Annotated in this window: 19 protein-coding genes, 2 tRNA genes and 4 rRNA genes; 19 read left to right on the top strand and 6 right to left on the bottom strand. The window is 59.9% G+C overall.

All coding sequences use genetic code 11. The annotated features are described in order from the left end of the window. Positions 1-138: 138 nt before the first annotated feature. Together pta and NKT35_RS23940 are read right to left on the bottom strand one after the other, a co-directional pair. Entirely contained in the window at positions 139-2,220 is a 2,082-nt protein-coding gene (pta, locus tag NKT35_RS23945; protein WP_254297760.1) for a phosphate acetyltransferase, read from the bottom strand. Between the two features lie 15 nt (positions 2,221-2,235). Next, positions 2,236-3,429 carry an acetate kinase gene (locus NKT35_RS23940; RefSeq protein ID WP_254297759.1) on the bottom strand — a complete coding sequence of 398 codons (1,194 nt, stop codon included), beginning with the start codon at positions 3,427-3,429 and terminating at the stop codon, positions 2,236-2,238. A gap of 626 nt (positions 3,430-4,055) precedes the next feature. Between NKT35_RS23940 and NKT35_RS23935 the strand changes: the two genes are divergently transcribed. The 6 genes from NKT35_RS23935 (at position 4,056) to NKT35_RS23910 (ending at position 9,960) form a co-directional block, all read left to right on the top strand. Next, positions 4,056-5,165 (top strand): aromatic ring-hydroxylating oxygenase subunit alpha, encoded by a 1,110-nt coding sequence (locus NKT35_RS23935; protein ID WP_254297758.1) that lies wholly within the window; start codon positions 4,056-4,058, stop codon positions 5,163-5,165. A gap of 75 nt (positions 5,166-5,240) precedes the next feature. Further along, positions 5,241-5,768, top strand: coding sequence for a hypothetical protein (locus NKT35_RS23930; protein WP_254297757.1), 528 nt, complete (start codon positions 5,241-5,243; stop codon positions 5,766-5,768). Between the two features lie 76 nt (positions 5,769-5,844). Beyond that, the gene (locus NKT35_RS23925) at positions 5,845-6,657 is read left to right on the top strand and encodes a DMT family transporter (protein ID WP_254301432.1); all 813 of its coding nucleotides are present in this window, start codon (positions 5,845-5,847) and stop codon (positions 6,655-6,657) included. Positions 6,658-6,698: 41 nt separating this feature from the next. Beyond that, positions 6,699-7,202 (top strand): ClbS/DfsB family four-helix bundle protein, encoded by a 504-nt coding sequence (locus NKT35_RS23920; protein ID WP_371926415.1) that lies wholly within the window; start codon positions 6,699-6,701, stop codon positions 7,200-7,202. A 29-nt stretch (positions 7,203-7,231) separates the two neighbouring features. After that, positions 7,232-7,588: a SpoIIAA family protein gene (locus tag NKT35_RS23915; RefSeq protein WP_254297755.1), complete on the top strand. Its 357-nt coding sequence runs from the start codon at positions 7,232-7,234 to the stop codon at positions 7,586-7,588. Positions 7,589-7,647: 59 nt separating this feature from the next. After that, positions 7,648-9,960 carry a Tex family protein gene (locus tag NKT35_RS23910; RefSeq protein ID WP_254297754.1) on the top strand — a complete coding sequence of 771 codons (2,313 nt, stop codon included), beginning with the start codon at positions 7,648-7,650 and terminating at the stop codon, positions 9,958-9,960. Positions 9,961-9,979: 19 nt separating this feature from the next. Here NKT35_RS23910 and NKT35_RS23905 read toward each other — a convergent pair whose 3' ends face one another. Further along, positions 9,980-10,327, bottom strand: a complete 348-nt coding sequence (locus tag NKT35_RS23905; RefSeq protein WP_254297753.1) for a hypothetical protein — start codon at positions 10,325-10,327, stop codon at positions 9,980-9,982. Between the two features lie 76 nt (positions 10,328-10,403). Here NKT35_RS23905 and NKT35_RS23900 point away from each other — a divergent pair. The 11 genes from NKT35_RS23900 to NKT35_RS23850 all read left to right on the top strand — a co-directional run bounded on the left by NKT35_RS23900 (position 10,404) and on the right by NKT35_RS23850 (position 22,689). Then, a 16S ribosomal RNA gene (locus tag NKT35_RS23900) occupies positions 10,404-11,939 on the top strand. Positions 11,940-12,031: 92 nt separating this feature from the next. Then, positions 12,032-12,108, top strand: a tRNA-Ile gene (locus tag NKT35_RS23895). A 12-nt stretch (positions 12,109-12,120) separates the two neighbouring features. Next, positions 12,121-12,196 (top strand) — tRNA-Ala (locus NKT35_RS23890). Positions 12,197-12,454: 258 nt separating this feature from the next. Then, positions 12,455-15,346: ribosomal RNA gene (locus tag NKT35_RS23885) — 23S ribosomal RNA — on the top strand. 146 nt (positions 15,347-15,492) lie between these two features. Continuing rightward, positions 15,493-15,607 (top strand): 5S ribosomal RNA (rrf, locus tag NKT35_RS23880). 85 nt (positions 15,608-15,692) lie between these two features. Then, positions 15,693-15,807, top strand: a 5S ribosomal RNA gene (rrf, locus tag NKT35_RS23875). The 16S, 23S and 5S rRNA genes sit together here with 2 tRNA genes alongside, the layout of an rRNA operon. 416 nt (positions 15,808-16,223) lie before the next feature. Then, on the top strand, positions 16,224-19,817 hold the full coding sequence (gene putA / locus NKT35_RS23870) for a trifunctional transcriptional regulator/proline dehydrogenase/L-glutamate gamma-semialdehyde dehydrogenase (RefSeq protein ID WP_254297752.1): 3,594 nt from the start codon (positions 16,224-16,226) through the stop codon (positions 19,815-19,817). 127 nt (positions 19,818-19,944) lie between these two features. Further along, on the top strand, positions 19,945-21,171 hold the full coding sequence (locus NKT35_RS23865; protein ID WP_254297751.1) for a branched-chain amino acid ABC transporter substrate-binding protein: 1,227 nt from the start codon (positions 19,945-19,947) through the stop codon (positions 21,169-21,171). A 106-nt stretch (positions 21,172-21,277) separates the two neighbouring features. Further along, positions 21,278-21,700 carry a hypothetical protein gene (locus tag NKT35_RS23860; protein ID WP_254297750.1) on the top strand — a complete coding sequence of 141 codons (423 nt, stop codon included), beginning with the start codon at positions 21,278-21,280 and terminating at the stop codon, positions 21,698-21,700. Between the two features lie 51 nt (positions 21,701-21,751). Then, a complete protein-coding gene (locus tag NKT35_RS23855; protein WP_254297749.1) occupies positions 21,752-22,105 on the top strand; it encodes a cysteine-rich CWC family protein in 354 nt (117 codons plus the stop codon). Then, the gene (locus tag NKT35_RS23850; protein ID WP_254297748.1) at positions 22,105-22,689 is read left to right on the top strand and encodes a tetratricopeptide repeat protein; all 585 of its coding nucleotides are present in this window, start codon (positions 22,105-22,107) and stop codon (positions 22,687-22,689) included. Before NKT35_RS23855 ends, NKT35_RS23850 begins: the two co-directional genes overlap by 1 nt. Here the strand turns inward: NKT35_RS23850 and NKT35_RS23845 are convergent. Next, positions 22,641-22,877, bottom strand: coding sequence for a hypothetical protein (locus NKT35_RS23845; protein ID WP_254297747.1), 237 nt, complete (start codon positions 22,875-22,877; stop codon positions 22,641-22,643). The two genes, NKT35_RS23850 and NKT35_RS23845, sit on opposite strands and share 49 nt — an antisense overlap. A 133-nt stretch (positions 22,878-23,010) precedes the next feature. On the opposite strand from NKT35_RS23845, the gene NKT35_RS23840 reads away from it, so the two are divergent. Together NKT35_RS23840 and NKT35_RS23835 are read left to right on the top strand one after the other, a co-directional pair. After that, on the top strand, positions 23,011-23,370 hold the full coding sequence (locus tag NKT35_RS23840; RefSeq protein WP_254297746.1) for a DUF4180 domain-containing protein: 360 nt from the start codon (positions 23,011-23,013) through the stop codon (positions 23,368-23,370). Between the two features lie 22 nt (positions 23,371-23,392). Next, positions 23,393-24,175, top strand: coding sequence for an enoyl-CoA hydratase/isomerase family protein (locus tag NKT35_RS23835; protein WP_254297745.1), 783 nt, complete (start codon positions 23,393-23,395; stop codon positions 24,173-24,175). A 40-nt stretch (positions 24,176-24,215) separates the two neighbouring features. On the opposite strand, the gene NKT35_RS23830 is transcribed toward NKT35_RS23835, so the two are convergent. Both NKT35_RS23830 and fabI read right to left on the bottom strand, forming a co-directional pair. After that, positions 24,216-25,307 carry an SGNH/GDSL hydrolase family protein gene (locus NKT35_RS23830; RefSeq protein ID WP_254297744.1) on the bottom strand — a complete coding sequence of 364 codons (1,092 nt, stop codon included), beginning with the start codon at positions 25,305-25,307 and terminating at the stop codon, positions 24,216-24,218. A gap of 229 nt (positions 25,308-25,536) precedes the next feature. After that, a complete protein-coding gene (gene fabI, locus NKT35_RS23825) occupies positions 25,537-26,322 on the bottom strand; it encodes an enoyl-ACP reductase FabI (protein ID WP_254297743.1) in 786 nt (261 codons plus the stop codon). Positions 26,323-26,472: the final 150 nt, after the last annotated feature.

The raw sequence follows: 26,472 nt of genomic DNA, 5'->3' as shown, positions 1-26,472 counted from the left end.
CAAACCTCGATTGAAGATTTTGGCCATGCTGCGCGTAGCGGCAGCGAAGAAGGCTTGTTGGTTTGTCGATTCATAGTAGGAACTTGCAAAAAAAACGGCTCCGCAGGGGAGCCGTTTCGATGCGTTCCAGCATTGGTCTTAGCGAGCCGGAGTCTGTTCCGCTTGCAGCGCGGTCAGGGCGATGGTGTAGACGATGTCGTCCACCAGCGCGCCGCGCGACAGGTCGTTGACCGGCTTGCGCAGGCCTTGCAGCATCGGGCCCACCGACACCACGTTGGCGGAGCGCTGCACCGCCTTGTAGGTGGTGTTGCCGGTGTTCAGGTCCGGGAACACGAATACGGTGGCGCGGCCGGCTACCTGGCTGTCCGGGGCCTTTTGGCGGCCGACGGATTCCACCGAGGCGGCGTCGTACTGCATCGGGCCGTCGATCAGCAGATCCGGGCGCTTCTCCTGGGCGATGCGGGTGGCTTCGCGCACTTTTTCCACGTCGCTGCCGCTGCCGGAAGAACCGGTGGAGTAGGAGATCATCGCCACGCGCGGGGTGATGCCGAAGGCGACGGCCGAATCGGCGGACTGGATGGCGATGTCGGCCAGCTGTTCAGCGGTCGGGTCCGGGTTTACGGCGCAGTCGCCGTACACGTAGACCTGTTCCGGCATCAGCATGAAGAACACCGAGGACACGATGCTGGAGCCCGGGGCGGTCTTGATCAGCTGCAGCGCCGGACGGATAGTGTTGGCGGTGGTGTGCACGGCGCCGGAAACCAGGCCGTCCACTTCGTTCATCGCCAGCATCATGGTGCCCAGCACCACGGTGTCTTCCAGTTGCGCCAGGGCCATCGGCTCGTTCAGGCCCTTGCCCTTGCGCAGCTCGACCATAGGCGCCACGTACTGGCCGCGGATTTCGTTCGGATCCAGGATTTCCACCGACTCCGGCAGCGTCACGCCCTGGGTCTCGGCCACTTGCAGGATTTCGGCGCGGTTGCCCAGCAGCACGCAGCGGGCGATGCCTTTTTTCTGGCAGATGGCGGCGGCCTGGATGGTGCGCGGCTCATTGCCTTCCGGCAGCACGATGCGCTTGTTGGCCTTGCGGGCCTTTTCCATCAGCTGGAAGCGGAAGGCCGGCGGCGGCAGGCGCAGTTCGCGCGGCTCGCCCACGCTTTGCTTCAGCGTGGACACGTCCAGGAACTCGGCGACGTGCTCGATCACCTTGCCCATGCGCTCCAAGTCGTCGGACGGCACCTGATGGCTCATTGCGTTCAGCGCGCTGGCGGTTTCCATCGAGTTCAGCGAGGTGGCCAGCACCGGCAGGCCGCCGGTGAAGGCTTGCTGGCACAGCTGCTGGATGCGCGGGTCCGGCTGGGAGTCGCAGGTCAGCAGCAGGCCGGCCAGCGGCACGCCGTTCATGGCGGCCATCGAGGTGGCCATCACCACGTCTTCGCGTTCGCCCGGGGTGATGATCAGCGCGCCCGGCTTCAGCAGGTTGACGATGTTCGGCGCGGTGCGGGCGGCCACCACCATATTGCGCACGCGGCGGCTGGCTTGTTGGCCGGCATGCACCACATTGGCGTTCAGGTAGCGAGCCACGTCTTCCGTGCGCGGGGCCAGCAGCTCCGGCTGATACGGAATCACGCCCAAGAGCGGCAGGCCGGCCTTTTTCAGATTGCCGGATTGCTGCACCTCGCGCGCCAGTTCGGCGCGATCGGCGCTAGGCAGCACGTGGTTGAGGATGTAGCCGGACACGGTTTGCGCGCCGAAGGCCTGGATGTTCATTTCCAGTTGTTCGGCGATTTCAGCCGCGCCCAGATCCTTCACAGAGCTGACCAGGATGGTCTGCGCCTGCAGGTTGCGGGCGATCTTGGTGTTGAGGAAGGTGGAGAACACCTGTTTCTGGTCCGGCACCAGGCCTTCCACGATCACCACGTCCACATTTTGCGAGGCTTGCTGGAACAGGCTGACGACCTCTTCCATCAACTGGTCCACCTGGCCTTGCGACAGCAGGTGCTCGACGCGCTCCATGCTGATAGGCTGCGGCGGGTTCAGGCGGCAGATGGCGTGGGCGAAGTGGGTGGAGCGCTCGGCTTCGCCGTCCTTGGTGTCCTGGGCGATGGGCTTGACGAAGCCCACGCGCAGGCCAGCCTGCTCCAGCGAACGGATGGCGCCCAGGGTGACCGAGGTCAGTCCGGCGTTGAAGCCGGTGGGGGCGAGAAAGAATGTCTGCATGATCGCGCGCCTTCCTTACTTGGCCAGACCGGCCAGTTCGGCGGTGTCCATGGCGATCATCAGCTCTTCATTGGTGTTGATCACCAGCGCCGGCACGGAGTCTGCGGAGGTGATGCGGCCGGCGTTGCCGCGGATGCAGGCTTCGTTGGCGGCGGTGTCCAGCTTCAGGCCCAGGAAGCCCAGCTGGTTGATCACTTCGGCGCGCAGGAAGGACGAGTTCTCGCCGATGCCGCCGGTGAATACCACGGCGTCCAGACGGCCCGCGCCCACGCTCATCGAGGCGACGTACTTGGCCAGGCGGTAGGCGAACACTTCCAGCGCGCGCTTGGCGCCTTCATGGCCCTTGGCTGCGGCTTCTTCCAGCTCGCGGCAGTCATTGGACAGCTCGGACAGGCCCAGCAGGCCCGATTCCTTGTTCAGCATATTGGTGGTGGCCTGCACGTCCATGCCGCGCTCGGTGGCCAGGTAGCCGAATACGCTGGGGTCGATGTCGCCGGAGCGGGTGCCCATGACCAGGCCTTCCAGCGGGGTCAGGCCCATCGAGGTGTCGGCGCACTTGCCGTTGCGGATGGCGGAGATGGACGCGCCGTTGCCCAGGTGGGCGATCACCAGGCTGGTCTCATCGGCCGGCTTGCCCAGCATCTTGGCGGCTTCTTCGGCCACGAAGCGGTAGCTGGTGCCGTGCATGCCGTAGCGGCGCAGGCTGTTTTCGCGGTACAGCTTCATCGGCACGGCGTACAGATAAGCCTTTTCCGGCATGGTCTGATGGAAGGAAGTGTCGAACACGGCCACTTGCGGCAGGCTCGGGAATTCCTTGATCGCGGTGCGGATGCCCAGAATGTGGGCCGGATTGTGCAGCGGCGCCAGCTTGATGCAGCGTTCGATTTCGTTGATGGCGTTTTCGTCCAGCAGCGCCGATTGCTTGAAGTGTTCGCCGCCATGCACCACGCGGTGGCCGATGGCTTTCACGCTGTCCAGCAGCGACACTTGCTGCAGTTTCTCGATGATGGCGTGCATGGCCGCGGCGTGGTCCGGAGCGGACAGCAGGGCGGTTTGCTTGCCGCCGTCGTGTTTGAAGGTGATGCAGGCGTCGGCCAGGCCCAGTTTCTCAGCCAGGCCGGTCATGACCGCTTCGTGGCTGGCGCTGTCGATCAGCGCGAATTTCAGGGAGGAGCTGCCGCAATTGATGACGAGGATGCTGGAATTCATAGCTTTGAACATGTAATTTGAAAAAAACGGACTAAATCGATGAAAAAATCCAGTGCGATGCTGTTATCACCGGTTTGCTGTCAGCGCGCGGCGTCTCTGCCCGGTGGCTCGGCGCCTGCGTCCTTACCGTGTGGTAGCGCATGCGCAGCCTTTTGGCTAGCCTTACCTTACGCCGCGCCGCATGGGGGGAAGAAATAAAGCGCAGTCTTGCCATATCAGGGCTTTGCAGCGTGGCGAGCTGGACGCTTCCCCCTGCGGCGGCAGGGCGAGGGCGGAAATCTGACAGTCGGTGTGGCAACGATATCGAGGCTAGTATATCACTATAAATTAACGGCTTCTAATGTTGCGCCGCACTAAAAGTGGCAAGTATTTGATTTTGATTAACTATCGTGTCGAATGCTTGTTGGAATCGGGGTGAGAGGCGATAACTTGCGGTAAAACGGGCTTGACGAGGGATTGTCATAAAGAATTAACGCTTGCCCCGGGGAGGGGGCGAAGGCATAATTCGGCCCTTGTGAAGCGAGGCTTTCGCCTTGTTTTGATTGATTGTTTTTGATAGTCCCGCAAACTCGTCCCGAGCGAGATTCGGCTGGTCTTATATCTTCTACCACGGAGGTGTGGGAATAATGTCTGATCTGGCTTCTGCTCAACTGCTTCAAGCATCTGCAGCCCAGCTACCCGTTTATACCTATTTCGATCCCGCGTTCTACGCCAAGGAGCAGGAGCTGCTGTTCGCAGACGCGCCCCAGTACTATGGCCATGAGTTGATGACGCCCAATCCGGGCGACTATCACACGCTGGATTGGCTGGGCCATGGCAAAATGCTTAAAAACGTCGATGGCGAGATCAAGCTGATCTCCAACGTCTGCCGCCATCGACAGGCCATCATTTATAAAGGCCGCGGCAACGGCAATCATATCGTCTGCAACTTGCACGGCTGGACCTACGACGCCGCAGGCAAGCTGGTGGGCGCGCCGCACTTCCCGGAAACGCCATGCCTGAATCTGAATCAGACCGCGCTGACCCGCTGGAACGGCTTGTTGTTCGACGCGCGCCGCGATATCGCCGCCGATCTGGCCAAGCTGGGCGTCGCCAAGCACATGACCTTCGATGGCTATGCCTTTCATTCGACGCAGTCCACTGAATACGACTTCAACTGGAAGACCTTTATTGAAGTGTATTCGGAAGACTATCACGTCGACCCCTTCCACCCCGGCCTCGGCAATTTCGTCGATTGTGCGGATCTGAAGTGGGAGTGGGGCGAGCAATACCACGTGCAAACGGTGGGCGTGAAAAACCGCCTGGCGCGCGCCGGCTCCAAGGTATACGGCAAGTGGCACGAGGAAGTGCTGCGCCGCTATGCCGAACAGCAGCCGGAGTTCGGCGCCATCTGGTTGACCTACTACCCCAACATCATGGTGGAGTGGTATCCGCATGTGCTGGTGGTGAGCGTGGTGATTCCGCGCGGTCCGGAAAAGTGCACGGTGATCACCGAGTTTTACTATCCGGAAGACGCCGTGTGGTTCGAGCCGGAATTCATCGAGGCCGAGCAAGCGGCTTACTTTGAAACCGCCAAGGAAGACGACGAAATCTGCTATCGCATGCATGAGGGCCGCAAGGCCTTGTGGATGGCGGGCGTCAGCGAGGTGGGGCCGTACCAGTCGCCGACCGAGGAAGGCATGCTGCACTTCCACGAGTACTATCGGTGGATGATGGGCTCGGCATTGGCTGGCTGAGACAGGCATTTGAATGCCATAATGAAAAGGCGCGGAATACGCGCCTTTTTTATTTTCCACTCTTCGTGTCCCCAGATGTCGGCAATTTTCCGTTTTATCACTGTATTGGCGCTCGCCCTGGCGGCCGCGTCGGCTTGGGCGGCCAGTTATAACGATCCAGTCAGCAAAATCCATTTCACGGTGCCGCCTGGCTGGAAGGTGCGGCCGGCCACTATGAACGGCGCGCGGATGTTGCGGGTGATTCCGCCCAAGGCGGATCAGCGCGAGCGCGCCGCCATCGAGGTGCAGATCGGTCTGCGCAAGCTGGCGAGAAAGGAAACCCTGGCCAAGCTTGCCGCGCAACTCCGTTCGGAAGACGGCGACAGGGAGGCGGCAAACTTCGTCAGGCTCAATCAAAAGACGGGCAGGCTGGTCACCGAGTATCGGGACGGCCGCTTCGTTTCCAATCGCTTGTGGATCGTGCGCCATAATCTGCATGTGATGCAGCTGGTGGACAAGAGCCGGCTGCTGGAGGCGCGCTGCACGGCCAATGCGTCGGAGTTTCGCACCTATAGGCGGCAGATGGAGGCGATCTGCCTCAGCGTGGCGGTTGGCAAGAAATAGTTTTCAGCAGTTAGCAGAGGAAGATCAATTGGCGGTAGCAGGCAGGTTGGCGAATTTTCGCCTGGGTTCGGGCTGGATGGTGGTGGCGGCGCTGTTTTTCGCGCTGATGGGTTTGTTCGTCAAGCTGGGCGCGGAGTATTTCTCGTCCACGGAACTGGTGTTCTGGCGCACGCTGATCGGCGTGCTGGCCTTGGGCTGCGCGGCCTTGTGGCGGCGCGAGCGTTTCGCCACGCCCTTGCTGCGCTACCATCTGCAGCGCGGGGTGATAGGTTATGCCTCGCTGTTGATGTCTTTTTACGCCATCGCCCATCTGCCTTTGGCGACGGCGTCCACGCTGACTTACACCTCGCCGATGTTCCTGGCCTTGCTGTCCGTGGTTTTGTTGCGGGAGAAGCTGCCCGCGCGCGCCATGATGGGTTTGGCGCTGGGCTTTGTCGGCGTGGTATTGCTGCTGCGGCCGACTTTGTCGGGCGAGGTGTGGTTTGCCGGTCTGATGGGGCTGGCGTCGGGTTTTCTGGCCGGTTGGTCTTATCTGCATGTGCGCGAGCTGGGCAGGCAAGGCGAGGCGGAATGGCGGGTTGTGTTTTATTTCGCGCTGATTTCCAGCGTGGGCGGCTTGCTGTTGATGTGTTTTGAGCGCTGGCACCCGGTCACGCTGGAAAACGTTTCGCTGCTATTGGGCGTGGGTGTCACTGCTACGCTGGCTCAACTGGCGATGACCCGCGCTTACAAGGTGGGGCGCAAGCTGACCGCGGCCAATCTATCGTATTTGACCGTTGTGTTCTCTTGCTTGTTGGGCGCTTTGGTGTGGGGCGATATATTGACGATGGATTCGCTGTTGGCCATGGGCTTGATCATGATCAGTGGCATGCTGGCTGGAAGACGCTAGGATGATGTCGTTGGTATAATGTTGGCGAGGGCGCTATGGCTGTGCCGCAAAGCAAGGATGAATTGCTGGGTGCGATGCGTAGTTCTTATGCTTCCTTGCGCAAAGCGCTCGAGCGTGTGCCAGAGGAGCGATTATTTGAGCCATCGCTGGAGGGGCATGCCAAAGGCACGCTGATGAGCGTGGCGGATTTATTGGCCTATTTGATAGGCTGGAACGCGTTGGTGCTCAAATGGCATGAGCGAGAGTCCGCGGGACTGGCGATAGATTTTCCGGAGACCGGCTATGCTTGGAACCAGCTTGGTTTATTGGCGGGAAAGTTTTATCGTGATTATCGCGGCCTGAGCGCGAAAGAGTTGTCGACGCGTTTGGATGACGGCTTTCAGGCCTTGGCGCGCTTGGTGGAGGGTTTGTCCGATGCCGAATTGTATGGCGCATGCTGGTATGGGAAGTGGACCCGCGGCAGAATGATACAGTTCAATAGCGCATCGCCGTATCGCAATGCGCGCGGACGCATAGTGGGCTGGCTGCGTCGCGGTCCGGCGTAGGCTGCAGGTCAAAGAAGAGGAGAAAGCGAATGATTTCGATCCGGGAACAAGATTATGGCCTGGATGTGGCCTTGTTCAATGAATTCACCTTGGGCGATTTTCAGTTGCTGGAGCAGGCATTGCTCAAGCGTCTGGAGGAGCATCCCAAGCCGGACATGCTGCTGGATCTGTCCGAACTGAAAGACTTCACGCTGGATATGGCGCTGGAAGAGGTGAAGTTCATGCGCGCCCATGAGGCCAAAATGGGGCGTGTCGCCATCGTGGTGGGCGATGTCTGGATCCGGCTGGCCACCCATATCGCGGGGCTGCTGTCGCACACCCATGTTCAGTATTTCGATCTGGTGGAAGAGGCGCAGGCCTGGCTGGCGCGTCCGGTCGCGGCTTGATTTTGCGCGGGATGGCGGTACAGTAGCGTTTTTTGTTCGACGCGAAAGAATAAAAACCGATGCTGAAAAGCCTTTCCAGCCGCCTGGCGGCTGAGCTTGCCGTCCGCGAATCGCAGGTGGCGGCCACTGTCGAGTTGATCGACGGCGGCGCCACCGTTCCCTTCATCGCCCGTTACCGCAAGGAAGTCACCGGCGGGCTGGATGACACCCAGCTGCGCACGCTGGCCGAGCGCCTGGTTTATCTGCGCGAAATGGACGACCGCCGCGACAGCATCCTCAAGAGCATCGCCGAGCAAGGCAAGCTGACCCCCGAGCTGGAAGCGGCCCTCTACGCCAGCGACAACAAAACCACGCTGGAAGACCTGTACCTCCCTTATAAGCCCAAGCGCCGCACCAAGGCGCAGATCGCGCGCGAAGCCGGTCTGGAGCCGTTGGCCGACAGCCTGCTGGCCGACCCGTCGCAAGATCCGAACGCGCTGGCCGAAACCTACCTCAATGTTGAAGCTGGCGTTGCCGACATCAAGGCAGCTTTGGACGGCGCGCGCGCCATCCTGATCGAGCGCTTCGCCGAAGACGCGGAGCTCTTGGGCCAATTGCGCGAAAAGCTGTGGAACGAAGGCGAGCTGGCCGCTGCAGTCGTCTCCGGCAAGGAGACGGAGGGCGCCAAGTTCTCCGATTATTTCGACCACCGCGAACATATCAAGGCGATGCCGTCGCACCGAGCGCTGGCGCTCTTGCGCGGCCGCAACGAGGGCGTGCTGAGCGTCGCGCTGAAATACCAGCCGGACGAAACGCCCATCACCGAGCGTTCGGCCTATGAAATGCTGATCGCCGCCCGCTTCGGCGTCAAAGACGCCGGCCGCGCAGCCGACAAGTGGCTGCTGGACGGCGTGCGTTTGTGCTGGCGCGCCAAGATATTCCTGTCGCTGGAGCTGGAGCTGGTGTCGCGCTTGAAGGACGCCGCTGACGGCGAGGCTATCAAGGTCTTCGCAGCCAATCTGCACGATCTGCTGCTGGCCGCGCCGGCTGGCCGCCGCGCGACGCTGGGTCTGGACCCGGGCCTGCGCACAGGCTGCAAGGTGGCCGTGGTCGACGATACCGGCAAGGTGCTGGACACCACCGCCATCTATCCGCACGAGCCGCGCCGCGAGTGGGACAAGTCCATCGCCATCCTCGGCGCGCTGTGCACGCGTCACAAAGTGGATCTGATTTCCATTGGCAACGGCACCGCCAGCCGCGAAACCGACAAGCTTGCGCAGGACCTGATCAAGGCCTTCCCGCAATTGGGCATGACCAAGATCGTGGTGTCCGAAGCCGGCGCCTCGGTGTATTCGGCGTCGGAATTGGCGGCCAAGGAATTCCCGGACATGGACGTCAGCTTGCGCGGAGCGGTATCCATCGCCCGCCGTCTGCAAGACCCGCTGGCCGAGCTGGTGAAGATCGACCCTAAATCCATCGGGGTCGGTCAGTATCAGCATGACGTCAATCAAAGCCAGTTGGCGCGCGCGCTGGACGGCGTGGTGGAGGATTGCGTCAATGCGGTGGGTGTGGACGTCAATACCGCCTCGGTGCCGCTGCTGACCCGCATCTCCGGCCTAAATGCGACGCTGGCATCCAATATCGTCTCCTATCGCGACCAGAACGGCGCCTTCCGCACCCGCAAGGAATTGCTGAAAGTGCCGCGTCTGGGCGACAAGACCTTCGAGCAGGCGGCCGGCTTCCTGCGCATCGCCGGCGGCGACAACCCGCTGGATGCGTCGTCGGTGCACCCGGAAGCTTATCCGGTGGTGGAGAAGATCGTCGCCAAGGCCGGCCGCGAGGTTAAAACCTTGATCGGCGATTCCGCCTTTTTGAAGTCGGTGCGCGCGACCGATTACACCGACGAGCGCTTCGGCCTGCCGACTGTGATGGACATTCTGAAAGAACTGGACAAGCCGGGGCGCGACCCGCGTCCGGAATTCAAGACCGCCACCTTCCAGGACGGCGTCGAGGACATCAAACATCTGCAGCCAGGCATGGTGTTGGAAGGTGTGGTCACCAACGTGGCCAACTTCGGCGCTTTCGTCGATATCGGCGTGCATCAGGATGGCCTGGTCCATATCTCGGCGCTGTCCAACAAGTTCATCGACGATCCGCGCAAGGTGGTCAAGGCCGGCGATGTGGTCAAGGTGAAGGTGCTGGAAGTGGACGTGGCGCGCAAGCGCATTGCGTTGACGATGCGGCTGGATGATGAGGTCGGCTCCGGTAATAGCCGCGGCGGCCGCAGTGATAGCCGCTCGGACAATCGTCCGCGCCAGCAGCGCGGTCAGTCTTCCGCGCCGCAGGGCGATACCGCGATGGCGGCCGCCTTCGCCAAGCTGCGCAAGAGCTGAGTGTGACTATATAGATGTATCAGTACAGGCCGGCGGCAACGCTGGCCTGTTTGTTTTTGGCCGTCGCGGTGTGCTGGAGGAGGGGATGCATCAGCTTTGCTGAGGGGTTTTGCAAATACCCCTTGTTCATATCTTCAGCCAGATCATGGGCTTGCCTGCCGGCTGGCGGTTTGGCGATGATTTTTCCTGATTTTTCGCGCAAAAGGTGTTGACGACCCCAGGCCCCGGGCGTATAGTTCGCCTCCTCAGCTGACGCAGCGAACGAAACAGCGGAAACGAAACGGTTTCCGAGGTGACGAAAACTGCACCGGCACTGCTCTTTAACAGAACGAATAACCGATAGGTGTAAGTGCTTGGTGAAAGCCAAATACTTGCACTGCAAGAGACAAGAGATACTTGTTTATTTCTTTGAACTTGCGTGCCAGAAAATTTGCTATGAGATTGAACTGAAGAGTTTGATCCTGGCTCAGATTGAACGCTGGCGGCATGCTTTACACATGCAAGTCGAACGGTAACAGGGTGCTTGCACCGCTGACGAGTGGCGAACGGGTGAGTAATGCATCGGAATGTACCGTGTAATGGGGGATAGCTCGGCGAAAGCCGGATTAATACCGCATACGCCCTGAGGGGGAAAGCGGGGGATCGAAAGACCTCGCGTTATACGAGCAGCCGATGTCTGATTAGCTAGTTGGTGAGGTAAGAGCTCACCAAGGCGACGATCAGTAGCGGGTCTGAGAGGATGATCCGCCACACTGGGACTGAGACACGGCCCAGACTCCTACGGGAGGCAGCAGTGGGGAATTTTGGACAATGGGCGCAAGCCTGATCCAGCCATGCCGCGTGTCTGAAGAAGGCCTTCGGGTTGTAAAGGACTTTTGTCAGGGAGGAAATCCCGCTGGTTAATACCTGGCGGGGATGACAGTACCTGAAGAATAAGCACCGGCTAACTACGTGCCAGCAGCCGCGGTAATACGTAGGGTGCAAGCGTTAATCGGAATTACTGGGCGTAAAGCGTGCGCAGGCGGTTGTGCAAGTCTGATGTGAAAGCCCCGGGCTCAACCTGGGAACGGCATTGGAGACTGCACGACTAGAGTGCGTCAGAGGGGGGTAGAATTCCACGTGTAGCAGTGAAATGCGTAGAGATGTGGAGGAATACCGATGGCGAAGGCAGCCCCCTGGGATGACACTGACGCTCATGCACGAAAGCGTGGGGAGCAAACAGGATTAGATACCCTGGTAGTCCACGCCCTAAACGATGTCAACTAGCTGTTGGGGGTTTGAATCCTTGGTAGCGTAGCTAACGCGTGAAGTTGACCGCCTGGGGAGTACGGCCGCAAGGTTAAAACTCAAAGGAATTGACGGGGACCCGCACAAGCGGTGGATGATGTGGATTAATTCGATGCAACGCGAAAAACCTTACCTGCTCTTGACATGTAACGAACTTGGTAGAGATATCTTGGTGCCCGAAAGGGAGCGTTAACACAGGTGCTGCATGGCTGTCGTCAGCTCGTGTCGTGAGATGTTGGGTTAAGTCCCGCAACGAGCGCAACCCTTGTCATTAGTTGCCATCATTTAGTTGGGCACTCTAATGAGACTGCCGGTGACAAGCCGGAGGAAGGTGGGGATGACGTCAAGTCCTCATGGCCCTTATGAGCAGGGCTTCACACGTCATACAATGGTCGGTACAGAGGGTTGCCAAGCCGCGAGGTGGAGCTAATCTCAGAAAACCGATCGTAGTCCGGATCGCACTCTGCAACTCGAGTGCGTGAAGTCGGAATCGCTAGTAATCGCAGATCAGCATGCTGCGGTGAATACGTTCCCGGGTCTTGTACACACCGCCCGTCACACCATGGGAGTGAGTTTCACCAGAAGTGGGTAGGCTAACCGTAAGGAGGCCGCTTACCACGGTGGGATTCATGACTGGGGTGAAGTCGTAACAAGGTAGCCGTAGGGGAACCTGCGGCTGGATCACCTCCTTTCTAGAGAAGGCGATTGCCAAGTACTTACAGCCTATCGGTTATTTGTGTTAAGGGCATTGAGGTTGTGGAGTCCACGATCTCTAAAGTCAACTGGGTTTGTAGCTCAGCTGGTTAGAGCACTGTGTTGATAACGCAGGGGTCGTAGGTTCGAGTCCTACCAGACCCACCATTTGACCTGTTTGGGGGATTAGCTCAGTTGGGAGAGCACCTGCTTTGCAAGCAGGGGGTCGTCGGTTCGATCCCGTCATCCTCCACCACTCCAGTGCAAACATAATCACTCTTGAGAGAGTGTGATTTTGTTTGCGTTGAAAATACGCCCGATCTTTAACAAACTGAAGAAGCCGAATATATATAGACGGCGAGATGAAAACATGGAGTTAACTCTTCATGTCGACAGATCGTCATCTTGGGTATTTGATTGTATCTAAGGCTGCGTCGCCATATCAAAAGGGGCGGTGCAGTCGTCGCACAAACACTCTCTATTGTCGCAGTAATTTAGGTTACTGAAATGATAGGGTCAAGCGACTAAGTGCATCTGGTGGATGCCTTGGCGATCATAGGCGATGAAGGACGTGTAAGCCTGCGAAAAGCGCGGGGGAGCTGGCAATAGAGCTTTGATCCCGCGATGTCCGAATGGGGAAACCCACCGTTTAGGCGGTATCCCAGACTGAATACATAGGTCTGCGGAGGCGAACTCAGCGAACTGAAACATCTAAGTAGCTGAAGGAAAAGAAATCAACCGAGATTCCGTAAGTAGTGGCGAGCGAACGCGGAACAGCCTGTATGTGTTATGAGTTGCGTTAGTGGAAGGTTCATGGAAAGGACCGCCGTAGTGGGTGATAGCCCCGTACACGAAAACGCATCGCAAGAACTAGGCATACGACAAGTAGGGCGGGACACGAGAAATCCTGTCTGAAGATGGGGGGACCATCCTCCAAGGCTAAATACTCATGATCGACCGATAGTGAACCAGTACCGTGAGGGAAAGGCGAAAAGAACCCCGGGAGGGGAGTGAAATAGAACCTGAAACCGGATGCATACAAACAGTGGGAGCGGACTTGTTCCGTGACTGCGTACCTTTTGTATAATGGGTCAGCGACTTACATTCAGTGGCAAGCTTAACCGAATAGGGGAGGCGTAGGGAAACCGAGTCCGAATAGGGCGTCTTAGTCGCTGGGTGTAGACCCGAAACCGAGTGATCTATCCATGGCCAGGATGAAGGTGCGGTAACACGCACTGGAGGTCCGAACCCACTAGTGTTGCAAAACTAGGGGATGAGCTGTGGATAGGGGTGAAAGGCTAAACAAACTCGGAGATAGCTGGTTCTCCCCGAAAACTATTTAGGTAGTGCGTCAAGTATCACTTCCGGGGGTAAAGCACTGTTATGGCTAGGGGGTCATTGCGATTTACCAAACCATGGCAAACTCTGAATACCGGAAAGTGCGAGCTTGGCAGACAGACAGTGGGTGCTAACGTCCATTGTCAAGAGGGAAACAACCCAGACCGCCAGCTAAGGTCCCAAATGATCAGTTAAGTGGTAAACGAAGTGGGAAGGCCTAGACAGCCAGGATGTTGGCTTAGAAGCAGCCATCATTTAAAGAAAGCGTAATAGCTCACTGGTCGAGTCGTCCTGCGCGGAAGATGTAACGGGGCTCAAACTGATAACCGAAGCTGCGGATGGGCGCGTAAGCGTCCGTGGTAGGGGAGCGTTCTGTAGGTCTGTGAAGGTGTGTCGAGAGGCATGCTGGAGATATCAGAAGTGCGAATGCTGACATGAGTAGCGATAAAGCGGGTGAAAAGCCCGCTCGCCGAAAGCCCAAGGTTTCCTACGCAACGTTCATCGGCGTAGGGTGAGTCGGCCCCTAAGGCGAGGCTGAAAAGCGTAGTCGATGGGAAACGGGTTAAAATTCCCGTACTTTTGTGTAGTGCGATGTGGGGACGGAGAAGGTTAGGTCAGCAGACTGTTGGAATAGTCTGTTCAAGCCGGTAGGCGTGAGGGGTAGGCAAATCCGCCCTTCTTTAACGCCGAGAAGTGATAACGAGGGTCTACGGACCTGAAGTGACTGATACCACGCTTCCAGGAAAAGCCACTAAGCTTCAGCTACACAAGAACCGTACCGCAAACCGACACAGGTGGGCAGGATGAGAATTCTAAGGCGCTTGAGAGAACTCAGGAGAAGGAACTCGGCAAATTGATACCGTAACTTCGGGAGAAGGTATGCCTGTTGGGGTGTAGTGATTTACTCACGAAGCTTTGACAGGTCGCAGAGAATAGGTGGCTGCGACTGTTTAACAAAAACACAGCACTGTGCCAACACGAAAGTGGACGTATACGGTGTGACGCCTGCCCGGTGCCGGAAGGTTAAGTGATGGGGTGCAAGCTCTTGATCGAAGCCCCGGTAAACGGCGGCCGTAACTATAACGGTCCTAAGGTAGCGAAATTCCTTGTCGGGTAAGTTCCGACCCGCACGAATGGCGTAACGATGGCCACACTGTCTCCTCCTGAGACTCAGCGAAGTTGAAGTGTTTGTGAAGATGCAATCTCCCCGCTGCTAGACGGAAAGACCCCGTGAACCTTTACTGTAGCTTTGCATTGGACTTTGAACAGACTTGTGTAGGATAGGTGGGAGGCTTTGAAGCCAGGACGCTAGTTCTGGTGGAGCCGTCCTTGAAATACCACCCTGGTGTGTTTGAGGTTCTAACCTTGGTCCGTGATCCGGATTGGGGACAGTGCATGGTAGGCAGTTTGACTGGGGCGGTCTCCTCCCAAAGTGTAACGGAGGAGTTCGAAGGTTACCTAGGTACGGTCGGAAATCGTGCTGATAGTGCAATGGCAAAAGGTAGCTTAACTGCGAGACCGACAAGTCGAGCAGGTGCGAAAGCAGGACATAGTGATCCGGTGGTTCTGAATGGAAGGGCCATCGCTCAACGGATAAAAGGTACTCCGGGGATAACAGGCTGATACCGCCCAAGAGTTCACATCGACGGCGGTGTTTGGCACCTCGATGTCGGCTCATCACATCCTGGGGCTGTAGCCGGTCCCAAGGGTATGGCTGTTCGCCATTTAAAGTGGTACGTGAGCTGGGTTCAAAACGTCGTGAGACAGTTTGGTCCCTATCTGCAGTGGGCGTTGGAAGTTTGACGGGGGCTGCTCCTAGTACGAGAGGACCGGAGTGGACGCACCTCTGGTGTACCGGTTGTGACGCCAGTCGCATCGCCGGGTAGCTAAGTGCGGAAGAGATAACCGCTGAAAGCATCTAAGCGGGAAACTTGCCTGAAGATGAGACTTCCCTGGAGGCTTGACCTCCCTGAAGAGTCGTTCGAGACCAGGACGTTGATAGGTCGGGTGTGGAAGCGCTGTGAGGCGTGAAGCTAACCGATACTAATTGCTCGTGAGGCTTGATCCTATCATTTGAGTGGCTTAGCGTACGGATCTTGGATTCGTATGATACTGAGCGACGAGATAGAGTGTGTGCGACACAATTAAATACCGAATATTCAGAATCAGAGAGCTTCTCTGGTTCAGGCTTCTTTAAGTTTGTACAAGTTTATGTCTGGTGGCCTTAGCGAGATGGTCCCACGCCTTCCCATCCCGAACAGGACCGTGAAACATCTTAGCGCCGATGATAGTGTGGCCTTGGCCATGTGAAAGTAGGACACCGCCAGACGCCCCATTTAAAGCAAGTAGTCCAGGGCTGCTTGTTTCGCTGGCAACAAGCGAAAAAAGAATTACGCGACAGCGTTATCGTTTTTTCTGGTGACAATAGCGAGATGGTCCCACGCCTTCCCATTCCGAACAGGACCGTGAAACATCTTAGCGCCGATGATAGTGTGGCCTTGGCCATGTGAAAGTAGGACATCGCCAGATTCCCAAAGCAAAGCCCCAGGCAATCGCCTGGGGATTTTTGCATTCTCGATCTTGAATTTAACTCAAGGACACTGTACTTATTTGGCGGGTTTTATGACGCCAAATAAGCGCCTAGAATGATTTGTCTGCTTCGAACAACAGTTGCGGTGATTCATGCCATGGCAAGCGCGTCATATTTTCTTACTGTGGTTTGGGATTGAATGGGCTTGAATATCAACTCAAACAAGACTTTATGCGTAGCGCTTGAAATGGGGCGGTATCGATAAAGCTCATAAGGCCTTGCTATATAAGCGTTTGGTGGTGATTGGCAGCTAAAGAATATTTTATATTGTCCAACAGCTTTTAATGCAGTTGTATACAATAGACCGGTTACCCGGACGCGAGGCCGGGGCTGCAAAACAATACCGGAGAAACCCATGCAATTCCAAACCTTTGCTCATCAGCAGTCCGCGCTGCGCGATGCGATCACCGCCGCTTACCGGCGCGACGAGCGCGAGTGCGTGCAAGCCTTGCTCGCGCAAGCGGCGATGAGCCCTGAACAAGTCGCCTCGGTGCAGCAGCTGGCGCGCCGGCTGGTGACGGAAGTGCGTCGCGAGCGCACCCGCTCCAGCGGCGTGGACGCCTTGATGCACGAGTTCTCGCTGGACAGCAGCGAAGGCATCGCCCTGATGTGCCTGGCCGAGGCGCTGCTGCGCATTCCCGATCGCGAGACGGCAGACAAGCTGATCCGCGACAAGATTTCCCGCGGCGACTGGAAGGCCCACTTGGGCAACAGCTCGTCGTTGTTTGTCAATGCCGCTGCCTGGGGCTTGCTGGTGACCGGTAAGCTGGTGGCTTCGCATAGTGCCAACGGTCTGTCCGCCGCGATGACCCGTTTGATCGCCAAGGGCGGCGAGCCCTTGATCCGCAAAGGCGTGGACATGGCGATGCGCATGCTGGGCAAGCAATTCGTCACCGGCGAAACCATTGAAGAAGCGCTGGCCAATGGCCGCGAGCGCGAAGCGCGCGGCTATCGCTTCAGCTATGACATGTTGGGCGAGGCGGCCATGACCGAAGCCGACGCGCAGCGTTATCTGAAAGATTACGTCACCGCCATCCACGCGATCGGCAAGGAATCGAACGGACGCGGCATCTACGACGGTCCTGGCATCTCGGTGAAGCTGTCCGCCATCCACCCGCGCTACGCCCGCTTGAAGCACGAGCGGATGATGACCGAGCTGCTGCCTCGTCTGAAAGCACTGTTCCTGCAGGCCAAGCAATACAATATCGGCCTGAACATCGACGCGGAAGAAGCCGATCGCCTGGAAATTTCCATGGATCTGGTCGAGGCGCTGGCCAATGATCCGGATCTGAATGGTTTCGAGGGCATAGGCATCGTAGTGCAGGCTTATCAGAAGCGCTGCCCGTTCGTGATCGATTTCCTGATCGACCTGGCGCGCCGCACCGGCCATCGCTTCATGGTGCGGCTGGTGAAGGGCGCTTACTGGGATGCCGAGGTGAAGCGCGCCCAGGTGGATGGTCTGCCGGGCTATCCGGTCTATACCCGCAAGGTGTACACCGACGTGTCCTATCTGGCTTGCGCCAAGAAGCTGCTGGCCGCGCAGGACGCCATCTATCCGCAGTTCGCCACCCACAATGCCTACAGTCTGTCGGCCATCTACAATCTGGCCGCCGGCAAAGACTACGAATTCCAGTGCCTGCACGGCATGGGCGAGACCTTGTACGACCAAGTAGTCGGCAAGGACAAGCTGGGCAAAGCCTGCCGCATCTACGCGCCGGTGGGCTCGCATGAAACGCTGTTGGCCTATCTGGTGCGCCGCCTGCTGGAAAATGGCGCCAACTCGTCCTTCGTCAACCGCATCGTCGACGAGGCGGTATCAATAGACGAACTGGTGACCGATCCGGTGGCCGAGGCCGCCGCGCACGCCGGACAGCCGCATAGCAAGATTGCGCTGCCGGTCGATCTGTATGGCAACGGCCGCCGCAATTCCAAGGGCCTGGACCTGTCCAGCGAGCATGTGCTGGCCACGCTGCAATTGAGCCTGCAGGCTTCCGAGCAGCAACGCTGGGCCGCCTTCCCGATGCTGGGCGACGGCGATGTCACCGACGGCGAAGCTTTGGATGTCCGCAACCCCGCGGATCGCAGCGATGTGGTCGGTAAGGTGATAGAAGCGAGCGCCGACGATGTGGAGCGCGCGCTGCGGCAATCCGAAGCCGCCGCGGCAGCTTGGGCAGCCACGCCGGTGGCGGAGCGCGCCGCCTGCCTGAACCGCATGGCCGACCTGATGGAAGCCAATATGGCCGGTCTGATGGGCCTGGCGGTGCGCGAAGCGGGCAAGACGCTGAACAATGCCATCGCCGAAGTGCGCGAGGCGGTCGACTTCTGCCGCTACTACGCCGCGCAGATCGCGTCCGAATTTGATAACGCCAGCCACAGGCCGCTGGGTCCGGTGGTGTGCATCAGCCCGTGGAACTTCCCGCTGGCCATCTTCATCGGCGAAGTCGTCGCGTCTTTGGCCGCCGGCAACACCGTGCTGGCCAAGCCGGCCGAGCAAACCAGCTTGATCGCCGCTTACGCGGTGCGTCTGCTGCACGAAGCTGGCGTGCCGCGCGCCGCAGTGCAGTTCCTGCCGGGACGCGGCGAGGTGGTGGGAGCGGCGCTGACCGGCGATGCGCGCATTCAGGGCGTGATCTTCACCGGTTCCACAGAGGTGGCGCAGATCATCAACCGCACGCTGGCCAAGCGCGGCGACGATCCGGTGCTGGTGGCGGAAACCGGCGGCATGAACGCGATGATCGTCGACAGCTCGGCGCTGCCTGAGCAGGTGGTGACCGATGTGTTGAGCTCGGCTTTCGATTCCGCCGGCCAGCGCTGCTCGGCCTTGAGAGTGTTGTATCTGCAACACGATATCGCCGACAAGGTCATCAAGATGATCAAGGGCGCGATGGATGAGCTGACCGTGGGCAATCCGGCCAAGCTCACCACCGACGTCGGCCCGGTGATCGACGCCGAGGCGCAAGCCGGCTTGCTGGCGCATATCGACAAGCTGAAGCATTCCGCGCGCGCCGTGCATCAAATCCCGCTGGGCGCGGATTGCGAGCAAGGCACCTACGTTGCGCCGACGCTGTTCGAGATCGACAACCTGTCCGAGCTGAAGCGCGAAGTGTTCGGCCCGGTGCTGCATGTGCTGCGTTACGCCGCCAGCGATCTGGACAAGGTGGTGGCCGAGATCAACGCCACCGGCTACGGCCTGACCCACGGCATCCACAGCCGCATCGACGAAACCATCGCCGACATCTGCGGCAAGATCAAGGTGGGCAACGTCTACGTCAATCGCAACATCGTCGGCGCGGTGGTGGGCGTGCAGCCCTTCGGCGGCGAAGGCAAGTCCGGCACCGGCCCCAAGGCCGGCGGTCCGTACTACCTGTATCGCCTGACGCGCGCTAGCTGGCAGCCTAAGCTGAATGTCCAGCATGTGGCGGCTGATTGGTCTGCGCTTGAGGCGTTGTCCGCCGCCGCCAAGGCGCAGGGACTGAGCCTGGACGGCGTGATCGCCGCCGCGCGCAAGGAAAGCCCATTGGCGCACAGCGTGCTCCTGCCTGGCCCCACTGGCGAAAACAATGCGCTGAGCTTCTCCGGCCGCGGCCGTGTCGCTTGCGTGGCGGATGACGCGCAGGCCCTGGGCGCACAATTGGCGGTGGCGCTTGCCGCCGGCAACCGCGCGCTGGCGCCGGATAATGAAGCGGGCCGCAAGTTCGCTGCGGCGCTGAACGGCTATGTTGAAGTGTCCGCCGATGCGCTGTCCGCCGATGTTTCCGCGGTGTTGTTCGCCGGGGCGGGGGCGGAAGAGGCGCGGCGCAAGCTGGCGGCCCGCGACGGCGCGCTGGTGCCGCTGATCGTCAGCGGCGAGCATGGCTACAATATCCACCGGCTGGTGGTGGAGCGCGCGCTGAGCGTGAACACCACGGCGGCGGGCGGCAACGCCAGCCTGATGAGCATGACTGAATAATCAACTTGCCAGGCTCTGGCCGCGTTGGAATAATGCGGCCAGAGTTTTTACTTTAAGAGCAAGAAGGGCGCCGGACCATCCGGCAATGTCGACGCAAGCAGTAGAAGCAAGAAGAGGAACGAGAGAGATGCAAGTATCCAAGCTGTCCACCCTGACTCTGGCGGTCGCGGCCGCTGTCGCCCTGTCCGCCTGCGGCAAGAAGGAAGAGGCCGCTCCGGCCGGCGCGGCTTCCGCGCCCGCCCAGGCAAACAGCGGCGGCGACGTAATCAAGATCGGTTTCGCGGCGCCGTTGACCGGTCCGCAATCGCACTACGGCGAAGAGTACAAAAACGGCGTGACGCTGGCGATCGAAGACGCCAACGCCGAAAAGCCGACGATAGCCGGCAAGGCGGTGACTTTCGAGCTGGACGCCCAGGATGACCAGGCGGACCCGAAAACCGCTACCCAGCTGGCGCAGAAGTTTGTCGACGACAAGGTGGCGGGCATTGTCGGCCACTTCAACTCCGGCACGTCCATCCCGGCTTCCAAGATCTACTCCGACGCCGGCATCCCGATGATCGCGATGGCCACCTCGCCGGTCTTCACCTCGCAAGGCTTCAAGAACACCTTCCGTTCGATGACCTCCGACACCCAGCAGGGCGGCGTGATGGGCAAGTTCGCGGTGGAAAAGCTGCACGCCAAGAAGATCGTCATCGTCGACGACCGCACCGCCTACGGCCAAGGCCTGGCGGACGAGTTCGAGAAGTCGGCGCGCGCCGCCGGCGGCGATGTGGTGAAGCGCGAGTTCACCAATGACAAGGCCACCGACTTCACCGCCATCCTGACCAGTATCAAGGGCGCCAATCCTGACGTGGTGTTCTACGGCGGCGCCGACGCGCAGTCCGCGCCCATGGTCAAGCAGATGAAGCGCCTGGGCCTCAAGGCGCCGCTGATTTCCGGCGAAATGACCAAGACCCCGACCTTCCTGCAGTTGGCCGGCAAGGAAGCCGACGGCACCATCGCTTCGCTGGCAGGTTTGCCGCTGGAGCAGATGCCGGGCGGCAAGGACTACGAAACCCGCTACAAGGCGCGTTTCAAGGCCGACGTGGCCACTTACTCGCCGTATGGTTACGATGCCGCGCGCACGCTGATCCAGGCGATGAAGGATGCCAACTCCGCCGATCCCAAGGCCTACCTGCCGGTGCTGGCCAAGATCACCCACAAGGGCGTCACCTCCAGCAACTGGACTTACGACGACAAGGGCGATCTGAAAGATGGCGGCATTACCGTTTACAAGGTCGAAAACGGCCAGTGGAAGGTGATGGAAACCGTGGGCGGCGGCGCAGCCGGCCAGGATGCCTCGGCGGCCAAGTAAGCCATTCTGGCTGTCGTAGAGAGCGGCGCGTATCCCGCGCCGTTTTTCATGCGCAACTGAAATGACAGTGTTATTATTTTTATGGTCTGACTTTGGCGGAGCGGTGATGAATCGCAATTTGACGATAGCCGGCGGCTTGAGCCTGCTGGCCAGCTTGCTGCACATCGGCATCATTTTCGGCGGGCCGGCGTGGTACCGCTTCTTTGGCGCGCCGCCCGAATATGCGGAGGCGGCTGGACGCGGCGAGTGGTGGCCGGCGCTGGTGACGCTGGGCATCGCCGCCATCCTGGCGATTTGGGCGCTGTATGCCTTTTCCGCGGCGGGCTGCTTGCGGCGGCTGCCTTTGCTCAAACCGGCCCTGTTGACCATTACGGCCATTTATCTTTTGCGCGGCCTTGTCGTGGTGCCGATCTGGCTGATGAGGCCCGAGGCGATGAGCGCTTTCGTCATCTGGAGTTCCTTGATCTGCCTGGGCTATGGGCTGTTCCATGCGCTGGGGCTGAGTCAGCGCTGGCGGCAATTGGCGTGATGCCGTCTCCGCGCTACTATTCGCGGCAATCAAGCGAAATCGGAGCGGGAAGTGAAGTCATCAGACAAGGCGGTGCCGTCGCCCTGCGTCGGCGTTTGCCGATTGGACGACAGCGGCGGGACGTGCGTGGGTTGTCGCCGCACGCTGGATGAGATAGCGGCTTGGTCGAGTTACGACGCGGCGCGCAAAGAACAGGTCTGGCAGCGGCTATTGAGTTTGCCCTTGCCGGTGCGGCGCAAAACCTGCGCCGCCTGCGGCCTGGAATTCACTTGCGGCGCAGGCGGCGAGACAGGCGGCTGCTGGTGCATGGATCTGCCGCATGAGCTGCCGGTGCTGGAGGCGGATGGAGACTGCCTGTGCCCAAGCTGTCTGCAGAAAAGGGCTGCGGTAGAACGGAGGGGCTGATGGCGGAAGGTTTGCCGCAGATACTGGCTTTCCATGGCCAGCCCGGCACAGAATATGTGATTGACGACGATACCTTGGCGCGCCGAGCCTTGAACCCGCCAGCCATGCGTCAACAGGCTAATGCCGTGTTGGCTCGGCGGCAGGGCGATGCCGCAGCCTTGGCGCGCGCGCAAAGCCAAGCTGGGCTGATGCTGGTTTATGCCGGCGATGTCGAGCGCGGCGAAGCTTGCTTGCGAAGCGCGATGGAGGCCCTGGCGCATTTATCGGATGCCCGCGGTCATTGCGCGGCGGCGATCCGCTGGACGCAGGCTTTGGAGGCGCGCGGTTTATGGCTGGCGTCGATCGCCGCCTTGGAAGAACAAGAGGCGCGCATTCGCCAGCATGCCGGTCTGCAGGGCCTGCTGGACTTTGTTTTGCAGCACCTGGGCAAGGCTTGCCTGGGCGCCGGACGTTTGGATGCGGCTGAGCGCGCCTTGAACGAGGCCTTGGCTTTGCGCGAGGCGGCGGGAAACGCCGAGTTGATTGAATCCAGCCGTCAAGCGCTGGCGGCGCTGGCGCGGCGGCGAGCCGCAACCGCCGCTTGAGCCGGCGTCAGTCCTGCTCCCGCCAAAGCTTGGCCTGGCAATTCGAACATTGCTGGATGCGCCGCCAGGTATTGCTGGCGGGTGGGCAGTCGTTGCCAGTAGCGCTGGGCGGCGGGTTGGTAATTGAGCCAATAATGGCCGAACGCTGCGGCGGCCAGCGCCGCGATGATGATCAGAGTGATTGTCATGGTTGTCTGTTCTCTGTATTGAGCGAATGCTTTTATGCGCTTGGAGTATTCGGCCTTCGCTTCGCGGGCTTGTCAATGGGTGGCGAGTATTTTAATGTCATGATTTCCGTTTCGGTTTTTATGAGGCAAGGCCATGACTTATCAAATTCTGCGCCACGAGACGGGGCGCGTGCTGGAGTGGGAGGCGCCGCTGCGCGCAGCCGATCAGGCGACGGAACTGATTTCGGCCTGCATCGAGCAGGACTGCCGTTTGCTATTGCTTTCCCACCCCGTTTTGCCTGCCGACTTCTTTGAACTGAGCACGCGCTTTGCCGGCGAGTTTTTGCAGAAGCTGCAAAATTATCGGCTGCGAACGGCGGTGGTGATCGACCCTGAGCGCGATTACGGCGAGCGCTTCGGCGAGTATTTGCGCGAGGCGCGGCGCGCGCGTTATTCCCGGCTGTTTTTCGATCGCGCGGCGGCGCTGGCCTGGCTGGACGCGGAGAATTCCTGACACTTGAATCGACGGAGTAGGCATGCGCGAAAAGGATGTGGTGCGATGCCGCACCGAGAATGGCATCGCCAGGCTGGAGCTGAATCGGCCGGATTGCCTGAACGCGATGAACCGCCAGCTGTTGCGGCAGCTTTTGGCGGCGCTGGATTGGGCTGCGGCGGATGACGCCGCGCAGGCGGTGCTGCTGACCGGCAATGGCCGCGCGTTTTCGGCGGGCGCCGATATCCGATATCTGAACCGGGCCTCCGCGGCCGAGGTGCGGGAGCTGGCGCGCTTGGCCGTGGCGGCGACGGAAAAGATCGAGAATCTGGGCAAGCCGGTATTGGCCGCTATCAATGGCGACGCCCTGGGCGGCGGGCTGGAGATCGCCGAGGCCTGCATGTTGCGGCTGGCCGCGCCGCATGCCCGTTTCGGCCACCCGGAAGTGAAGATCGGCGCGGTGGCCGGTTTCGGCGGCACCACGCGGCTGCCGCGGCTGATAGGCAAGGGCAGGGCGGCCGAGCTGCTGTTGACCGGGCGCTTGATCGATGCCGACGAGGCCTGCCGGCTGGGCTTGATCAACCGCGTGGCGGCGGCGGAGAGTTTGCTGGCGGAGTCGGAGGCGCTGCTGCGGGAGGTCATGGCTCAATCGCCGTCGGCGGTGCGTTTGAGCTGGGAGGCCATTCATCGCGGCCTGTCCCTGTCTGAAGCCGAGTCCGCGCGCCTGGGCGCCGATTATTTCGGACTGGTTGCGCAGACTGAGGATTTTCGCATCGGCACCAAGGCTTTTCTTGAGAAAGCGCTGCCGCGGTTTAAGGGGCGTTGAAGAAGAGGGAGCCCGCCGATAGCGCCGGCGGGCTTGCTGACTATTTGTCCCAGATATTGCCCAGCGTGCGGATGGACGTGTCCATCTGCGCGGCCATCTTGGCATGATCGCTCAGATTGGGGTGCCAATTGCAGCCGGTCAGTTCGATGTTCTGCCAGTCCACATAGGCCACCGTCGTCCCTTTTTGCCTTTCCTCATCCACCACCTGGCTGACCAGCGGACGCATCCGGTCCGCCGGCCACAGAAAAGTCGCGGCCAGCAAAAAGGCGGGGTTGTCGTAACGCTGCTTCAACTCCGCGATCAGTCCGTGATAGGCCTTCAGGTAGTCGGCGGCCAGTTGTTCCTGGCTGCGGCCTTCATTGGCGCCAACATCGGTGCCGAAGTCATTGATGCCCAGCGCGATCACTACCAGTTGCGGCTGCCAATTGTAGCGATGGTCGGCATTGTTGCCGGGCGTGCTTACCGGCAAGTTTTGCAAGAGCCGCGGATGATAGCTGCGATAGTCCACTTGCGGCATATTGCCGCCCCAATTGCGCACCATGCCCATGCCTGACATGCCGTTGTTTTGGATCTGCGCGCCGTAGAGTTTGCCCAGGTAGGCGGCGAAGCTCTGGCTGGCGTCGCTGCGCTCGACGATTTGCTGATCGGTGCAATCGCGGGTGGTGGACAGGTTGCCATAGGCCACGGTCCAGGAGTCGCCGATGAATTCGATTTGCCGGCGCGGCTTGGGCGGCAATTCCAGCGCATGGCCGCCGCGCAGCGTGAAGCCGCGGAACAGGCCGGGGTTGTCTGGCGATTGGGTCATCTTGAACAAGCGGACCAGGTGCGGCTTGCGGTCGGGCAGGTCTTGCCAAATGGTGCGTTCCCCGGCGGCGGGGGCGATGGTTTGCGCCGCTTTGCCGTCCACTTCCAGTGAATAGAAATTGACCGCGTCGTTGAGCGTGACGCCCACGGCCTGCGCGGCGACGCGCGCCCGCCAGTTGACGCCGGGCCAGGTGGCTTGCCAGCCGTCGGCGCGATGGATCTGGCGGCCCTCAGTCTGCACCGCCCATTGCGGAACGGTTTGCTCTGCGTGGGCGGATGCGGCGAATGACAGCAAGCCAAGCACAATCAGTCTTCTTGCATGTTTCATTACTTCCTCCGTGTTTAGATGCCATTGAAGTATTGATCATGATTAAATAAATTCAATGGATTTTTTAAGCATGGATAGTGCGGACTTGGAAAGCGGAGCGGCGAGGGCTTGGCGGCCACGGCTTGAAGCTTGGCTGGAGCGGGCGGCGCAGGGGGAGCGGCGTGGCGGGCGGAAAGCAAAATCGGCGCGATGGCGCGCCGATTCGGGGATGAGACGTTGGGCCCGAAGTTTATTCGGGCACGTTCAGCGCATTGATGCTGTAGCCGGCGTCCACGTAAGTGATTTCGCCGGTGATGCCGGAGGAGAGGTCCGACAGCATGAAGGCGGCGGCGTTGCCGACTTCTTCCGTGGTGACGTTGCGGCGCAGACAGGCTTGGCTGGAAGCCATGTTTAGCAGCTTGGAGAAGCCGGAGATGCCGGAGGCGGCCAGGGTCTTGATCGGGCCGGCGGAAATGCCGTTGACGCGGATGCCTTCCTTGCCCAGGCTGGCGGCCATGAAGCGCACCGAGGCTTCCAGGCTGGCTTTGGCCAGGCCCATCACATTGTAGTTCGGGATCGCGCGCACCGCGCCCAGGTAGGACAGGGTCAGCAGCGAAGCCTTGCGGCCCTGCATCATCGGGCGCGCGGCCTTGGCCAGCGCCGGGAAACTGTAGGAAGATACGTCATGGGCGATCTGGAAGGCTTCGCGGCTCAGCGAGTCCAAAAAGTCGCCTTCCAGCGCTTCGCGCGGCGCGAAGCCGATGGAGTGCACCAGGCCGTCCAGGCCGTCCCATTCCTTGGCCAGATCGGCGAACAGTTGATTGATCTCGTCGTCGTTCTGCACGTCGCAGCGGTAAACCAGTTTGGATCCGAAGTCGGCCGCCATATCACGGACGCGATCTTCCAGCTTGTCCACCACGTAGGTGAACGCCAGCTCGGCGCCTTCGCGGTGACAGGCCTGGGCGATGCCATACGCGATGGAACGATTGGAGATCATGCCGGTGATCAGGATTTTCTTGCCTTGCAGAAAGCCCATTTGGAGTCCTTCTTGTGTAAACAGCCAGACATTATACCGGAAAGCAAGGGATTTCCGGGAATCCGTGTCCGGGGCATCCCCTGCTTGGCCGCGTTTGTCCTTGGCGGCGGCCGGGTTGCTCCCGGCGGCGGCGCTTGCTACCATCAGGAA

It is taken from the genome of Chromobacterium sp. IIBBL 290-4 (genome assembly GCF_024207115.1).
In the GTDB taxonomy this organism is placed as follows: Bacteria; Pseudomonadota; Gammaproteobacteria; order Burkholderiales; family Chromobacteriaceae; genus Chromobacterium.
This window is presented reverse-complemented; position numbering and strand designations above follow the sequence as displayed.

Excerpts from the sequence above, each read along its gene's own strand:
- pta (WP_254297760.1), bottom strand. The coding sequence starts at position 2,220 with ATGCAGACATTCTTTCTCGCCCCCACCGGCTTCAACGCCGGACTGACC.
- NKT35_RS23940 (WP_254297759.1), bottom strand. The coding sequence starts at position 3,429 with ATGAATTCCAGCATCCTCGTCATCAATTGCGGCAGCTCCTCCCTGAAA.
- NKT35_RS23935 (WP_254297758.1), top strand. The coding sequence starts at position 4,056 with ATGTCTGATCTGGCTTCTGCTCAACTGCTTCAAGCATCTGCAGCCCAG.
- NKT35_RS23930 (WP_254297757.1), top strand. The coding sequence starts at position 5,241 with ATGTCGGCAATTTTCCGTTTTATCACTGTATTGGCGCTCGCCCTGGCG.
- NKT35_RS23925 (WP_254301432.1), top strand. The coding sequence starts at position 5,845 with ATGGTGGTGGCGGCGCTGTTTTTCGCGCTGATGGGTTTGTTCGTCAAG.
- NKT35_RS23915 (WP_254297755.1), top strand. The coding sequence starts at position 7,232 with ATGATTTCGATCCGGGAACAAGATTATGGCCTGGATGTGGCCTTGTTC.
- NKT35_RS23910 (WP_254297754.1), top strand. The coding sequence starts at position 7,648 with ATGCTGAAAAGCCTTTCCAGCCGCCTGGCGGCTGAGCTTGCCGTCCGC.
- putA (WP_254297752.1), top strand. The coding sequence starts at position 16,224 with ATGCAATTCCAAACCTTTGCTCATCAGCAGTCCGCGCTGCGCGATGCG.
- NKT35_RS23865 (WP_254297751.1), top strand. The coding sequence starts at position 19,945 with ATGCAAGTATCCAAGCTGTCCACCCTGACTCTGGCGGTCGCGGCCGCT.
- NKT35_RS23860 (WP_254297750.1), top strand. The coding sequence starts at position 21,278 with ATGAATCGCAATTTGACGATAGCCGGCGGCTTGAGCCTGCTGGCCAGC.
- NKT35_RS23850 (WP_254297748.1), top strand. The coding sequence starts at position 22,105 with ATGGCGGAAGGTTTGCCGCAGATACTGGCTTTCCATGGCCAGCCCGGC.
- NKT35_RS23845 (WP_254297747.1), bottom strand. The coding sequence starts at position 22,877 with ATGACAATCACTCTGATCATCATCGCGGCGCTGGCCGCCGCAGCGTTC.
- NKT35_RS23840 (WP_254297746.1), top strand. The coding sequence starts at position 23,011 with ATGACTTATCAAATTCTGCGCCACGAGACGGGGCGCGTGCTGGAGTGG.
- NKT35_RS23835 (WP_254297745.1), top strand. The coding sequence starts at position 23,393 with ATGCGCGAAAAGGATGTGGTGCGATGCCGCACCGAGAATGGCATCGCC.
- NKT35_RS23830 (WP_254297744.1), bottom strand. The coding sequence starts at position 25,307 with ATGAAACATGCAAGAAGACTGATTGTGCTTGGCTTGCTGTCATTCGCC.
- fabI (WP_254297743.1), bottom strand. The coding sequence starts at position 26,322 with ATGGGCTTTCTGCAAGGCAAGAAAATCCTGATCACCGGCATGATCTCC.